The following is a 14,269-nucleotide window of genomic DNA, read 5'->3' as shown; positions in this document are numbered from 1 at the left end:
CGCCCCACTGCCGCCCCGCCGCATCGAAGGGACCACCGGATGACCACCCTCGACCTTCCCCCCGCGCCGGCTCCGTCCACGGCCGCCCCCGGGCCGGCCGGGCCCGCCGGGGCCGCGTCCGCCGCCGGGCCCGAACGCCGGGTGCGGCTCGGCGGGGTCACCCGCGAGGACGTGCTGACCCTGCTCGGCGCCGTCGGTGGCTCGCTGGCGCTCGACTGGCTGCTGTACGAGCGGGTGCTGCCGTTCAGCGGTGCGCTCGGGTTCCTGCTCTGCTGGTACCTGCTCTTCCTGGCGGGCTACTTCGCGCTCGGGCGGCTCCAGTGGGAGCCGCAGCTGGTGCGCGAGCGGCTGGTCGCGGTGGTGACCTGGAGCTCGGGCCTGCTGGTGGTCGGGCTGATCGCCGACCAGGTCGGCTACGTGCTGCTGAAGGGCCTGCACGCGGCCCGTCATCCGAACTTCTTCACCGAGTCGATGGAGACGACGGCCGCGCTCTCCCCGATCACCTCCGGCGGCGCCCTCAACGCGGTGGTCGGATCGCTCGAACAGCTGGGCCTGGCCACGCTGTTCGCCGTCCCGCTCGGGATCGCCGCGGCCGTCTTCATGTCCGAGGTCGGCGGCCGGATGGCCCGGCCGGTACGGACCCTGGTCGAGGCGATGACGGCGCTGCCGTCGATCGTCGCAGGCCTGTTCATCCTCGGCATCGTGATCGTCACGATGGGCGCGGAGAAGAGCGGCTTCGCGGCCTCGCTGGCGCTCACCGTGATGATGATGCCGATCGTCACCCGGGCCGCCGAGGTGGTCATCCGGCTGGTGCCCGGCACGCTGCGGGAGGCCTCGTACGCGCTCGGCGGCAGCCAGTGGCGGACGGTCTGGAACGTCGTCCTGCCGACCGCCCGGCCCGGCCTGGTGACGGCGGTGGTGCTGGGGATGGCGCGCGGGGTCGGTGAGACCTCGCCGGTGCTGCTGACCTCGGGGTTCACCTCGCAGTTCAACGGCAACCCGTTCGCCGAGCACCAGGTGTCGCTGCCGCTCTACATCTGGAACTACGTGAAGCAGCCCTACCCCGAGATGGTCTCGCGGGCCTTCGCCGCCGCGCTCACGCTGATGATCGTGGTGCTGGTCCTGTTCGTCACCGCGCGCGTCGTCGGAGGCCGCGCCCCGGGGCAGCTGACCCGCCGCCAGCGCCGGCGGATCGACCGGGCCGCCCGGCCGGCCGGGTCCGCCCCGGCCACCCGGGCCGACCGCCCCGCCCGGCCGGCCAAGCACGCCCGTCCTGCCCCGGCCACCCGGGCCGCCCGACCCGTCCGGGAGTCCTGATGTCCCTGCCCCTCACCCCGCGCTCCGGAGGAGTCCCCATGTCATGGGAGGCCGTACACCGCCCCGTGCCGCGACCGCCGGCCCTGCTGCTGTCCGTGCTGCTGGTCGCCCTGACCCTGCTGCTGGGGCAGAGCACGCCCGCGTACGCCGCCACCTCGCTCAACGCGGACGGCTCCAGCTGGGCGGGCCCGGCGATCGACCAGTGGCGCCAGGACGTCGCGCCGCAGGGCATCCAGATCAACTTCAACGCGGTCGGCTCGGCCGCCGGCCGGACCCAATGGACCATCGGCCAGGACGACTTCACCGCCTCGGACGTGCCGTTCCGCACCCAGGCGGACACCGGTCTGGGCTCGTCCGCGCACAGCAACGGCGCCGGCAACAGCGAACCGCAGGTGTACGGCTACTCGTACGTGCCGATCACGGCCGGCGGCACCACGTTCATGTACAACCTGGTGGTGGCCGGCAAGCAGGTGCGTGACCTGCGGTTGTCCCCGCAGACGGTGGTGGACATCTTCACCAACAAGATCACCTCCTGGGACGACCCCCGGATCACCGCGGACTACGGCCGGGCGCTGCCCAAGCTGCCGATCACCCCGATCGTCCGCTCCGACGGCTCGGGCGCCACCGCCCAGTTCACCCGCTGGATGTCGCACACCCACAAGGACCAGTGGGAGGCGTACTGCACCCGGATCAACGGCTACAGCTGCGGTGACTACACCGAGTTCTTCCCCCCGTCGGGCCGGATGGTCGCGCAGAACGGCTCGGACGTGGTGGCCGGGTACATCAAGTCGCAGGCCGGGCTCGGCACCATCGGCTACGACGAGTACGCCTTCGCCAAGCGCAGCAACTGGCCGGTGGTGAAGGTGCTCAACGCGGCCGGGTACTACTCGCTGCCGACCGCCTCCAACGTGGCGATCGCGCTGACCGCCGCCAAGATCCGCGGCGTCGACGACAACACCCCGCCGGACGACCCGAACTTCCTGCAGCAGAACCTCGACGGCGTCTACACCATGAACGACCCGCGCTCGTACCCGATCTCCAGCTACAGCTACCTGATCGTGCCCCGCGCGGGGGCCAGCCTGCCGGTGCCGCCGCGCTTCAACAACGACAAGGGCAGCGCGCTGAGCCGGTTCATCGCGTACGTGCTCTGCGAGGGCCAGGGCGAGGCGGACGGTCTCGGGTACTCGCCGATCCCGCGCGGCCTGGTGAAGGGCGGGATGCTGCAGGTCCAGCACATCCCCGGGAACGCCAGCCCGGTGGACCCGAACTCGCTGAGCAACTGCGCCAACCCGACCTTCAACTCGGCCGGGCAGCTCACCGTCCTCACCAACGCGCCGCAGCCGAGCCCCTGCGACAAGGCCGGCACCCCGATCGACTGCACCGTCCAGGGCGGCCAGGCGGTGGCCAAGGGCGGCGGCGGCGCGACGGGCTCCGCCGGCGGTACCTCGACCGGCCCCGGGGCCAAGGCGGCCGGGACGGCCGGCGGTACCGGCGGCGGCGCGGGGGCCGGTGGTGGCGCCGGTACGGGTGCCGGCGGTACGGCCGGCGGTACCGGGGGCGGTGACGCCGCGGCCGGTGCCGGGGGCGGCGCGGCCGATCCGAACGCGACCGGTGAGGCCGCCGAACAGGTGGTGGACCCGCAAACCGGCCAGGTGGTCGCCGCCGGCCGCGGTGGTTCGGCCGGTGAGATCCCGGCCACCGTGGTCGCGGTCGACGGGCGGCCCGAGGACTGGCTGCTGACCACCCTCACGGCGCTGGAGCTGCTGGCGGTGGTCGCGGTGCCGCCGCTGCTGGGCGGCTATCTGCTCCGGCGGCGCCGGCAGACCCCGGGCGGCCCGGCATGACGGCCCGCCGCACCGGCACGCCCGCCGGGCCGGCGCGGCGATCCGCCGGAACGACCCGGCGGCCCGCGGGAACGACCCGGCGGCCGGCCGGAACGACCCGGCGATCCGCCGGAACCACGCAGAGGAGGAGACGGTGAGCGCACCCACGATCGACCCGGCGTCCGTCACCGTCCCGGCCCCCGCCGGGCCCGGGGCGGCGGCGCCGCCGGTGGGCCTGTCCAAGGCGCCCGCGCCGGCCCCGGCGGCCCCGGCCCCGGCGGCCGGCCGGTCCACCGGCCGGCGGCGGTTCCTGCAGGCGGCCTGGGCGGCGAGCCTGGCGGCCGCCCTGCTGACCGGCTTCGTCGGCTATCTCTTCACCCTCTCCCACCTGCAGGAAGGGCACTCCCAGTCGACCTCCTACAAGACCTTCCGGGACCAGCTCGCCAAGGCCGTCGCCCCGACCGGCGCCGCCGCCGACGGCGCGCCCGTGGCGCTGATCGACATCCCCGCCATCGGCCTGCACCAGGCCGTGGTGGTGGAGGGCACCACCGGCCGGGACCTGATGCGCGGTCCGGGCCACCGGCGGGACACCGCGCTGCCCGGTCAGCAGGGCGTGAGCGTGCTGTTCGGGCGCGGGGCGAGCTTCGGCGCGCCGTTCGCCCGGCTGTCCGAGCTGCGGGTCGGCGACAAGGTCACCGCCACCACCGGGCAGGGCAGGTTCACGTACACCGTGAACGTCTACGGGGACGCCGATCAGCCGATCACCGATCCGGCGCGGAACCGGCTGGTGCTGGTCACCGGCGACTCCGGCTGGATCCCGTCCGGGACGGTGCTGATCGGCGCCCGGCTCGACGACGAGGCCCAGCCGAACCCGGGCGGCCGGCCCGTCACCATCGCGTACGACAAGGCCCTCGCCGCCGACAAGGGCGCGCTCGCCGCCCTGCAGCTCTGGACGCTCGGACTGCTGGGCGCGGTGCTGGCCGCCACCGCCGCGGCCCGCTGGTGGCGCCGTTCGGCCGCCTGTCTGAGCCTCGCGCCGGTGCTCGGCGCGCTGCTCTGGAGCGTGTACGAGAACGCCGCCGCCCTGCTGCCCAATCTCTACTGACGCGCGCCTGCCGCGCGCTCCGGAGGACCGCACCGATGACCGAAGCCCCGAACCTGACCGCCGACCTGCCGACGGCCCGGCCCGCCGACCCGGTGCCGCCCGGCGCCGCCGAGACCACCCTGACGCTGCCGCCCGTCCCCGCCGGGGCCTTCGCCGACGCGCCCCCCGAGGGCCTGGCCGGCCTCGAAACCCGGGAGGTGTCGGCCTGGTTCGGCTCCCACAAGGTGCTGGAGCGGGTCTCGCTCGGCATGGCAGCCGGTGAGGTGACGGCGCTGATCGGCCCGTCCGGCTGCGGCAAGTCGACCTATCTGCGGATCCTCAACCGGATGCACGAGATGGTCCGCGGCGCGGCGCTGGCCGGCGAGGTGCTGCTGGACGGCGACGACGTCTACCGGCCGGGCCGCCGGCCGGCGGAGGTGCGGCGGCGGATCGGCATGGTGTTCCAGCGTCCCAATCCCTTCCCGGCGATGTCGATCCAGGACAACGTGGCGAGCGGGTTGAAGCTGGCCGGCATCAAGGTCGGCAAGGAGGAGCGCGCGCACCTGGTGGAGTCCAGCCTGCGCCGGGCCGGGCTCTGGGACGAGGTGGCCACCCGGCTGCACACGCCGGGCGGTTCGCTCTCCGGCGGCCAGCAGCAACGCCTGTGCATCGCCCGCTCGTTGGCGGTCTCGCCGGACATCCTGCTGATGGACGAGCCCTGTTCGGCGCTGGACCCGACCTCCACCCGCCGGGTCGAGGAGACCATCGCGGAGCTGCGCGGCCGGCTCACCATCGTGATCGTCACCCACAACATGCAGCAGGCGCAGCGGGTCTCGCAGTCCTGCGCGTTCTTCCTGGCCACCCACGACACCCCCGGCCGGATCGTCGAGGCGGGCCCGACCGAGCAGCTCTTCGGCAGCCCGCGCGACCAGCGCACCGCCGACTACGTCAACGGCCGCTTCGGGTAGGCCGGGCGAAGGTCGCCGGTGCCACGGCGCGGGCGGGCGGGCGGCCCGCTGTGACTGCCGGGTCCGGTGTGACCACTGGGCCGAAGGGGGGAACCGTGCGGGCGGGGCCGCCCGCCCGCCGGGGCGCGCCGTTACCGGCCCGAACAGGTGTCGTTGGGCCGGTAGGACCAGTTCGCCGATGAGAGGACCGGACGATGCCCACCCCCGCCACTGCCGCCACCACCGCCGTACCCCCCGCCAGGGAGGCGGCCCCGGCCGGGCTCGGTGAGCATGCGGGCAAGCATCCCGGCGAGCCGGACCTGATGGATCCGGAGCTGCTCGCGGACCCGTTCGGCGGGTACGGGCGGCTGCGCGAGCAGGGCCCGATCGTCCGGGGCCGCCGGCCGGACGGCTCGCCGGTCTGGCTGGTCACCCGGCACGACGACGTCCGGGAGCTGCTGCGCGACCAGCGGTTCGTCAACTGCCCGACCTCGGTGCCCGGTTGGGCGGCGGAGAGTACCGAGTACGCCGGGGTGCCGGAGCGGGGCCCGGCGGAGCCCGGCCGCCCGCAGCTGCCCGGATCGCTGCCGGACATCGACCCGCCGGCCCACACCAGGCTGCGCCGGCCGGCCGCGCGGGCCTTCTCCGCCCGCCGGCTGCAGGCCCTGCGCCCCCGGGTGGAGCGGATCGCCGAGCACCTGCTGGACGCCCTGCCCGGGTGCGCCGTCGGCGGCGTGGTCGACCTGGTCGAGCACTACGCGTACCCGCTGTCCATCGCCGTGCTCGGCGAGCTGGTGGGGCTGCCCGAGGCGGACCGCGGGCTGTGGCGCGACTGGAGCGCCGAGCAGGCCGCCGGACGCGCCGGCGCCGCCACCGCGGCCCTGGCCGACCGCCTCGGGGAGCTCGCCGCCCGGCGCAGGGCCGAGCCCGCCGACGACCTGGTCGGCGCCCTGCTGCGCCCCGACGAGGCCACGGGTGGGGCGGGCGGGGGGCGGATCACCGACGAGGAGGTGGCCGGCCTGGTGCTGGCGCTGGTCACGGCCGGTCACGCGCCCACCGCGGACCTGATCGGCAACGGCGCGGTGGCGCTGCTCACCCACCCCGGGGAGCGGGCCCGGCTCGACGCCGATCCGGCGCTGTGGCCGCGCGCCGTCGAGGAGCTGGTGCGCTGGTGCGGCCCGGTGCACCTGACCGGGCTGCGGTGGGCCACCGAGGACCTGACCTTCCGGGACACCCGGATCCGGCGCGGCGAGGCGGTGCAGCTCGTCCTGGTGGCTGCGAACTTCGACCCCCGCCGCCACCCCCACCCGGAGCGGCTCGACCTGACCCGCGAGCCGGTCGGCCCGGGCGATCAGCAGCTCGGCTTCGGCCACGGCATCCACTCCTGCCTGGGCGCCGGGCTGGCGCGGCAGGAGGCGGAGGTGGCGCTGGCCGCGCTGCTGCGGCGCCACCCGAAGCTGTCCCTCGCGGTGGCGCCCGATCAGCTGGAGCGCCTCCCGCTGCCCGAGGGCTGGCGGCTGCGGCGGCTCCCGGTGCGTCTGGAGCCGGCGGGCCTGGAGCCGGCGAGCCCGGAGCCGGCGGGCCCGGGGGCGGTGGGCTGAGCCGGGCGGCGGTGGGCTGAGCCCGGGGGCGGGGCCGGCGGATCAGGCCGACGCGCCCTCGGTGCTGCCCAGCAGGGTCTCCAGCACCGTCGCCACGCCGTCCTGCTCGTTGCTCACGGTGTGCGTGGCGACGGCGGCGAGCACCTCGGGGTGGGCGTTGGCGACGGCGTACGCGCGGCCGGCCCAGGCCAGCATCTCCAGGTCGTTCGGCATGTCGCCGAAGGCCACCACCTCGCTGCTGTCGATGCCGTGCCCGGCGCACCAGTGGGCCAGCGTGCTGGCCTTGGTGACGCCCGGCGCGCTGATCTCCAGCAGCGGGATCGGGCTGGACCGGGTGATCTCGGCGAGGTGCCCGGCGGCCTTGCGGGCCTCGCTCAGCAGCTTGTCCGGGTCGAGGTCGGGATGCTTGGCAAGCAGCTTGAACAGGTCGCGGACCTCGCCGCCCGGGCCGAGCAGCTCCTCGGCCGGGCCGACCGGGTGGCTCTCGTCGGAGCCCCACATCCGCACCTCGTAGCCGGGCTCGCGGGCGAAGCCGCCCGGGTACTCGAAGGCGAAGGCGGTGCCGGGCAGCTTGGCGCGCAGCACCGTGATCACCTCGAGCGCGTTCTCGGCGGTCAGCGGGAAGGTCTCCAGCAGCTCACCGCGCCGGACGTCGACGATCGCGCCGCCGTTGGAGCAGATCGCCACGCCGTGGCCGCCGACGTGCGGGCTGACCTGCTGCATCCAGCGCGGCGGGCGCCCGGTGACGAAGACCACCTGGATCCCGGCCGCCTCGGCGGCGGCCAGGGCGGCAGAGGTGCGCGCGGAGACGGTGCCGCCGGCGCAGAGCAGGGTGCCGTCCAGGTCGGTGGCGATCAGGCGGGTGCGGGGCTTCGGCCGGCCCGGGGTGGTGGTCACCGATCCATCTTCGCTCACCCGTCGGGAGAGGTCACCGATCCGGTCGTCCCCGGCCGTTTCCGGGCCCGGTCGGTCGCCGCCCGGAGGACTTCGGTCGGGGGCCACTCCCACGGGTGAAGACGGTCACCGGCGCCCGCGCGACAGGGCTACCGTCCGTGATTGATCGACCACATACAGCCGATGTGACTGATGCCCCGGCGGTGCTCACAACACCCCGGGGCGCGGCAACAGGCTGGACTTACAGACTTACCTCCCTCCCGGGCGGCGGGCTCGGCGCGAAGCCCGATGTGCCCGCCGGGCCCGAGCCGGAGCTGCGGGAGCCGGTGCTGTCGGAGCCCTTGCCCGAGCCGCTGCTGCCCGAGCCCGTGCCGCCCCGGTGCCGGACGATCCCCCGGCCCGCGCCCCCGCCGGCGCCGGTCGCCCAGGTTTTGGCACCGCCGTCACCGGCGCCCCCGCCGCCCCGCCCGGGCCCGTCAGTGCCGCTGCGACGGTCGTCCTGCACGGCCTCACCACCGCCGACCACCGGATCTCCCTCGGCGCCCGCGACCGGGCCGCGCTGGCCCCGCTGATCTAGGAGTGGCTCGCCCGGGGCGCCACCGACGGCCAGATCGTCGCGGCCGCCACCCAGGGCCTGCCCGCCACGCTGCGCAACCCCGCCGCCCTGCTGACGTACCGGCTCAAGGACAAGCTCCCGCCCGAGCCCCGGCCGGGCCCGCCCCGGTCGCCCGCCCTGGCCGAGCACCCCGAGTGCCAGGGCTGTGACCGGCCGCTGATCACATCCGGTCCCGCGCCCGACGGCCTCTGCGGGGACTGCCGGACGATCCGTGACAACCCGCTTCTGCCCCCCGGCCACTGGGCTCTCGCCGCCCCCGGCGTAGGGTGAGCACCCTTCCGCAGGGCGACTGTTGACGTTCGGTAACCTTCCTGTGTGTAACATCCGACCATCTTTCGAGCGTCTGTATGGATACGGTGCTCAGGTCCGTACCGGTTTCCGTCGGTGAAGGGTGCGCTTGTGTCGGGGCAGTGGAACGAAGGCCCGTACGGGGGCGGCGGTGAGCAGTCCGACGCCACGCCGGGCCGTGCCGTGCGCACGGGCGACGCGACCCGGCCCGAGACAGGCGTGCCCGCCCCCAGACCGGGCGGCCGCGCGGAGGCCCGCAAGGCCGCGCAGGGGCGCGGCGGCCGAGGCACGCCTACGCCGGGTGACGACCGGGGCTCCGCCGCCGCCGGCCGTGGCCGCAAGCCGCAGCGGAACCGGAAGAAGTTCGTCGCCTGGACGGCCGCCAGCGCCATGGTGCTGCTGGTCGCCGGCGGCGGCGCGCTCTACCTGCTGTTCAACGGCAACATCAAGAGCTTCGACCCGGACGCCATCTCCACCGACCGCCCGCCCGAGGCGCAGGCCGACGCCAACGGCAACAAGCCCGTCAACGTCCTGCTGCTCGGCTCCGACAGTCGCAGCGGCAGCAACAGCGACCTCGGCGGCGGCGACTCCGAGGGCGCCCGCTCGGACACCACGATCCTGTTGCACGTCTACGCCGACCACAAGCACGCCGTGGGGATATCGATACCGCGCAACGCCCTGGTCACCCTGCCCTCCTGCAAGCTGCCCAGCGGCAAGTGGACCAAGGAGAAGACCGGCGCCCTGTTCAACGAGGCCTTCGCCCTGGGCGGCACCACCGAGGGCAACCCGGCCTGCGCCCAGAACACCGTCGAGAAGCTGACCGGCATCCGGGTCGACCACACCATCGTGGTCGACTTCCAGGGCTTCTCCACCATGACCAAGGCCGTCGACGGCGTCGACGTCTGCCTGCCCGAGGCCATCTACGAGGGGGACATCAACCCCAACCTCGGCAAGAAGGGCAAGGTCGTCCTGCCGATGGGCAAGCAGAAGGTCGACGGCCAGCTGGCGCTGGACTACGTCCGGCTGCGGCACGGCATCGGCGACGGCTCCGACATCGGCCGGATGAAACGCCAGCAGGCCTTCATGGGCTCGCTGATCTCCAAGGTGAAGAAGCAGGGCCTGAGCCCCACCACCCTGCTGCCGCTCGCCAACGCCGCCACCAAGTCGATGACCGTCGACCCCGGCCTCGACAGCGTGGACAAGCTGCTCGGCTTCGGCCTGTCGATGAAGAACATCGACATGCACGACCTGAAGTTCCTGACCCCCCGCTGGCAGTACCACGGCGAGAACATCGACCTGGTGCACCCGAACGTCGACAACCTCTGGGCCACCCTCAAGGCGGACCGCACCATCGACGGCCAGGACGCCACCGGCCAGGCCGAGGCGCCCGCCGCCGGCCCGGCGGCACCGGCCGCGCCGGTGAGTACCGGGGCCGCGCCGTCCGCCGCCCCCGACACCAACGGCACCGGCATCAAGGTCGCCGTCTACAACGGCACCACCGCCAACGGCATGGCCGGCAAGGCGAGCGAGACGCTCAAGGCGGCCAAGTTCACCGTCACCAAGGCGACCGGCGCCCCCTCCACCAACCACGCCACCACCCTGGTCGAGTACGGCACCGGCCAGAAGGCCACCGCCGAGAAGGTGGCCGCGCTCTTCCCCGGCGCCACCCTCACCCCGAGCAGCGCCGCCGGCATCAGCCTGGTGCTCGGCAAGGACTACGCGGACGCCAACGGCGGCGGTGCGGCCGCCGGAACCCCGGGCACCCCCGCCCCGCCGCCCACCCTGGCACCCGCCGACACCGCCGACGCCCGCTCCGCCGACGACGACATCTGCGCCAACACCACGTACGGGACGGGCGGCTGAGCCGCGATCCGGCGGACCGTCAGCCGACGGCTCGCCGGTAGACCTGCCGCGAGCCGCCCTCCGGCCCCGCCGGGGCCGGCTCCCCTGGCGTGAAGCCGAGGCTCTCGTAGAACACCCGGGCCCCGCCGGCCACGGCGCCCGGGTGATCGGCGCCGAAGGTCACCACCTCGACCGTCCCGCCGCCGGCCGCGAACCGGCTCAGGGCCTCCGCCATCAGCGCCCGCCCGACCCCCAGCCCGCGCGCCTCCTCGGAGACGACCAGCCAGTGCACATGGTGCAGCGGCGGCTCCGACCCGAACAGCAGCCCGCCCAGCAGCCGGTCACCCGCCGGGGCGTCGACCGGGGCGTCCACCACCAGTGCCGCACCCCGCCCGATGTGGTCCTCGACGGCCCGCCGGAACCCGGGATCGTCCACCATCGGCCCGAACCACTGCTCCACCTGCCCGGCCAGACCCAGGAATCCGGCCAGGTCCATGCTGCGGGCGACTCTGACGATCATCCGGCCAGTCTGGCAGAGCCGGTGCCCCGCACCCGTGGTGACGCGGCCCGGACCGAACCGCGTCAGACCGTGCCGAACTCCCCGGCCTTGACGCCCGCGACGAAGGCCGCGAAGGCATCGGCGGAGAAGACGAGTGCGGGACCCTCTGGGTCCTTGGAGTCACGGACGGGCATGAGGCCGGTGAAGCCTGGGGCTACCTCGATGCACTGGCCGCCGCCATTGCTGTACGAGCTCTTGCTCCAGAGAGCACCAGTGAGGTCGATGCGGTGGCTCATGTTCAGAAGTTCCTTCCGGCGAGAGCGGATCATGCCCAGGGACTCGGCCTGCGAACAGGCTGTGACCTGCAGCCGATCGTAGTCCGTTGCCCATTCGGTCACGCTATCCATTGCGCCCTCCAGGTAGCCTCTTTGCAGAGTTTCTGTGTATCCGAGCACTCTCCGATCGGTCAGTGTCAGAAGAGTTACGGGCATGGTGAACGGGACGCTTTCGCCCAGGTCGAACGGTGCCACCTGCAGCACGACGTCGGGACGCCTGGCCAGGCATTCAAGATGATGAAGCTGCTGGGCCATGACGGCGGGCCCGCCGACCGTCCGGCGTAGACAGCTTTCGTCCAGCACCGCATGGACCAGCGGTGCCGGCACCCGATCGAGCAGGCGCTGCCGGGCCAGGCGGAAGGCTCGTCGCTCATCTGCCTGAGCTTGGTCGATGTTCCCGCGCTTTACGGCCGCTTGGACAAGGGCGGTCATGTACGAGTCCGTTTGGAGAAGCCCGGGAATCACGCCCATTTCGAACAGACGTAGTTCCACAGCCGCGGCTTCACGATCGGCGAACTCCGGGAACCCCTCGATGAGGGCGTCGTTTCCGAGGTGCCACCACATCAGTTCCAGTGTGCCGCCGGTCTCCAGGGCCGCGTCCGCGTCCCTCGCGAAGCGCACCGGCGGCATCCGCTCGGCCCGCTCGACGTACGACACGTACGAGCCGGTGTAGCCGACACAGGTGCCGAGTTCGGCCTCCGTCATCCCCGCGGCCTGCCGGGATCGTCGTAGTTGGGTACCGAAGGCGGCCAGCGGGGAGGACGACGGGTCGAGCTTCCTGATGTTCATGGGCCCCAAATCAACAGATCTGACTGTCCACTCAAAACCGTTCCGATCGTAGCCGCCCACAGTGACCATAGGAGTACAAAGAGTGAAGAGCGCGCGAGCGCCCACGCACCTACGGAGACGTGATCATGACGATTCCTCAGTCCGGCCACCACGACGCCGTCCCGGCGGTGATCAGCGACCGCAGCATGCCGTTCTGCCGGTGTCCGGCCAACTGCGGGGGGCTGCCCGAGGCGCATCTCAAACTGGAGAGCCCGTACCCGGTGGTCGCTCCCGGGGTGCACGGGGTGCCGCCGTCCAATCCTTACCAGCCCTCCAGGAGAGGGGAGTTGGTGGTGGACGTGCTGAGCGGTCGGACGGGTGTCTTCATGGGCCGGATGGGACGGGCGGTGTATCTGCGACCCGAGAGCGGCGGGGTGGAGTGGGAGGCCGATCCGCACTGGCTGGACCGGCCGCCGATCCCCAGGATCACCGTGCGGTCCCTGGACTCCCACCCCGAGCCGGGTGTCCCGGAGGCGACATGACCGGCGCCGGGGGTGGGGCGCGGTGGCCCCCGAGATGACGGCCGGGCCCGTCGCCCGGCCGTCGGAGGCGGCCGGCCCGGTTCTCCCGGGCCAGCTGCGAGAGGGCCGGCCGCGAGAGCGCCAAGTGCGGGGCCTGGACTGGGCCTACCGGATCGCCAGCCTGCTCGGGGCCGCCACCGGGCACGACGTGCGCCTGTCGGTCGTCCCGTCCGGATACCGCCTCACCCTGGCGTCCCCGCCCGATCCGTTGATCCAGGGCGCGGTGATGCCGGTGCTCGGCGTGACCGCCCGCCGGGGGCACTCCAGCCGGACCGGCCTGTGGTGCGAGATCGACGGCTGAGCCGTCCCGTCCACAGGCCGGTGGTGGGTGCTGGGCACGGTCAGGCTGCCTGCCAGAGCTCGATCCGGTTGCCGCCCGGGTCGGTGACCCAGCCGAACCGGCCGACGCCCGCCATGTCCTGGGTCTCCTCGGCCACGTCCGCCCCCTTGGCGCGCAGCTGCGCGAGCATCGCGTCGAGGTCGCGGACCCGGAAGTTGAGCATCGTCTGCTGGGTGCGGGAACCGAAGTACTCCGTCCCGGACTCGAAGGTCGCGAACACCGTCGGCCCGGCCTCCGGGTTCCAGAGGCCGTGCTCGTCCGCGTCCAGGCCGAGGCAGTCGCGGTACCAGGCGCCCAGGGCCGCCGGGTCCTCGGCCCGCAGGAAGTATCCGCCGATTCCAAGCACACGTTCCATGTCGCCATCCTGCCAGGGCGGCGGGCGTCCGCCCGGTACCCCGGCCCGGTCGCGGGGGAAGTCGTCAGCACGGGCGGGCGGCCGGAGCCGCGCCGGGGTCGGGGGCGCGCTCGGGCGCCGTCCAGGAGAGCAGCAGCCGCAGGGCGTCGGCGGACGGGCTGCCGGGCTCGGCCGCGTACGTGATCAGCGCCTGGGACGGGTCGTCGGCGGCCCGCAGCGTCTCGTAGGTCAGCTCCAGTCTGCCGACCACGGGGTGGTGGAAGCGCTTCGTCCCGGAGGTCTTGTCCTGCACCGGATGTTCGGCCCACCAGGTGCGGAACTGCTGGCTCCTCACGGCGAGTTCGCCGATCAGGGCGGCCAGTTCGGGGTCGTCGGGGCGGCGCCCGGCCTCCATGCCCAGGTAGGCGACGTTGCCCCGGGCGCAGCGCTCCCAGTCGGCGTAGAGCGTGCGGGAGCCGGGGTTCAGGAAGGTGATCCGGGCGATGTTGCGTTCGGCCGGCGCCATCGCGTCGAAGTCGCCGAGCAGGGCGCTCGCCGCGCGGTTCCAGGCCAGCACCTCCATCCGCCGGCCCATCACGAGGGACGGCAGCCCCTCCAGGGAGGCCAGCAGGGTCCGCAGCATCGGCCGGACCTGCTGCGGACGCGCCGCACCCGGTCGGGCCGCCGCGCGGGTCACCGGCGGGCGGGCGATCCGGTGCAGGTGCCTGGTCTCCTCCGGGTCGAGCCGCAGGGCCCGGGCCAGCGCGTCCAGGACGGCCGGCGAGGCGTTGCGGACCCGGCCCTGTTCCATCCGCGTGTAGTAGTCGACGCTGACGTCGGCGAGTTCGGCGATCTCCTCGCGGCGCAGGCCGGCCACCCGGCGCGGCCGTCCGCCCTCGGGCAGGCCGACGTCCCGGGGGTGCAGCCGGGCGCGGCGGGAGCGGAGGAAGTCCCGCAGGGCGGTCGCAGTGCTCATGGGCCGATTCTCGCCCGGCCGCAG

At 73.9% G+C, this 14,269-nt stretch carries 14 protein-coding genes; 9 read left to right on the top strand and 5 right to left on the bottom strand.

Going from position 1 to position 14,269, the window contains the following annotated elements:
* Positions 1-39: 39 nt before the first annotated feature.
* From pstA to OG689_RS20435, 5 genes are all read left to right on the top strand, one after another.
* A complete protein-coding gene (gene pstA / locus OG689_RS20455) occupies positions 40-1,317 on the top strand; it encodes a phosphate ABC transporter permease PstA (RefSeq protein ID WP_266322310.1) in 1,278 nt (425 codons plus the stop codon).
* Between the two features lie 38 nt (positions 1,318-1,355).
* Positions 1,356-3,161 (top strand): phosphate ABC transporter substrate-binding protein PstS, encoded by a 1,806-nt coding sequence (locus OG689_RS20450; protein ID WP_266322309.1) that lies wholly within the window; start codon positions 1,356-1,358, stop codon positions 3,159-3,161.
* A 133-nt stretch (positions 3,162-3,294) separates the two neighbouring features.
* Positions 3,295-4,245: a class E sortase gene (locus OG689_RS20445; RefSeq protein ID WP_266322307.1), complete on the top strand. Its 951-nt coding sequence runs from the start codon at positions 3,295-3,297 to the stop codon at positions 4,243-4,245.
* A 35-nt stretch (positions 4,246-4,280) separates the two neighbouring features.
* Positions 4,281-5,192, top strand: a complete 912-nt coding sequence (locus tag OG689_RS20440; RefSeq protein ID WP_266322306.1) for a phosphate ABC transporter ATP-binding protein — start codon at positions 4,281-4,283, stop codon at positions 5,190-5,192.
* 194 nt (positions 5,193-5,386) lie between these two features.
* Complete coding sequence (locus OG689_RS20435; RefSeq protein ID WP_266322304.1) at positions 5,387-6,772, top strand: cytochrome P450; 1,386 nt, start codon at positions 5,387-5,389, stop codon at positions 6,770-6,772.
* Positions 6,773-6,814: 42 nt separating this feature from the next.
* Here the strand turns inward: OG689_RS20435 and OG689_RS20430 are convergent, their stop codons facing one another.
* On the bottom strand, positions 6,815-7,669 hold the full coding sequence (locus OG689_RS20430; RefSeq protein WP_266322303.1) for an HAD family hydrolase: 855 nt from the start codon (positions 7,667-7,669) through the stop codon (positions 6,815-6,817).
* A gap of 376 nt (positions 7,670-8,045) precedes the next feature.
* On the opposite strand from OG689_RS20430, the gene OG689_RS20425 reads away from it, so the two are divergent.
* On the top strand, positions 8,046-8,243 hold the full coding sequence (locus OG689_RS20425) for a hypothetical protein (protein ID WP_266322302.1): 198 nt from the start codon (positions 8,046-8,048) through the stop codon (positions 8,241-8,243).
* Positions 8,244-8,789: 546 nt separating this feature from the next.
* A complete protein-coding gene (locus OG689_RS20420) occupies positions 8,790-10,433 on the top strand; it encodes an LCP family protein (protein WP_266322301.1) in 1,644 nt (547 codons plus the stop codon).
* A 19-nt stretch (positions 10,434-10,452) separates the two neighbouring features.
* On the opposite strand, the gene OG689_RS20415 is transcribed toward OG689_RS20420, so the two are convergent.
* Positions 10,453-10,932 carry a GNAT family N-acetyltransferase gene (locus OG689_RS20415; protein ID WP_266322300.1) on the bottom strand — a complete coding sequence of 160 codons (480 nt, stop codon included), beginning with the start codon at positions 10,930-10,932 and terminating at the stop codon, positions 10,453-10,455.
* A gap of 62 nt (positions 10,933-10,994) precedes the next feature.
* A complete protein-coding gene (locus tag OG689_RS20410; RefSeq protein ID WP_266322299.1) occupies positions 10,995-12,035 on the bottom strand; it encodes a Scr1 family TA system antitoxin-like transcriptional regulator in 1,041 nt (346 codons plus the stop codon).
* A gap of 125 nt (positions 12,036-12,160) precedes the next feature.
* Between OG689_RS20410 and OG689_RS20405 the strand changes: the two genes are divergently transcribed.
* Both OG689_RS20405 and OG689_RS20400 read left to right on the top strand, forming a co-directional pair.
* Positions 12,161-12,556, top strand: a complete 396-nt coding sequence (locus OG689_RS20405; RefSeq protein WP_266322298.1) for a hypothetical protein — start codon at positions 12,161-12,163, stop codon at positions 12,554-12,556.
* A 124-nt stretch (positions 12,557-12,680) separates the two neighbouring features.
* On the top strand, positions 12,681-12,896 hold the full coding sequence (locus tag OG689_RS20400) for a hypothetical protein (protein ID WP_266322297.1): 216 nt from the start codon (positions 12,681-12,683) through the stop codon (positions 12,894-12,896).
* A 40-nt stretch (positions 12,897-12,936) separates the two neighbouring features.
* Here OG689_RS20400 and OG689_RS20395 read toward each other — a convergent pair whose 3' ends face one another.
* A complete protein-coding gene (locus OG689_RS20395; RefSeq protein WP_266322295.1) occupies positions 12,937-13,290 on the bottom strand; it encodes a VOC family protein in 354 nt (117 codons plus the stop codon).
* A 64-nt stretch (positions 13,291-13,354) separates the two neighbouring features.
* The gene (locus OG689_RS20390; protein ID WP_266322293.1) at positions 13,355-14,245 is read right to left on the bottom strand and encodes a helix-turn-helix transcriptional regulator; all 891 of its coding nucleotides are present in this window, start codon (positions 14,243-14,245) and stop codon (positions 13,355-13,357) included.
* Positions 14,246-14,269 lie beyond the last annotated feature (24 nt).

Source organism: Kitasatospora sp. NBC_00240, from assembly GCF_026342405.1.
Taxonomy (GTDB): domain Bacteria; phylum Actinomycetota; class Actinomycetes; order Streptomycetales; family Streptomycetaceae; genus Kitasatospora.
The sequence above is the reverse complement of the archived record's forward strand: the minus strand, read 5'-3'. Positions and strand labels throughout refer to the sequence as shown.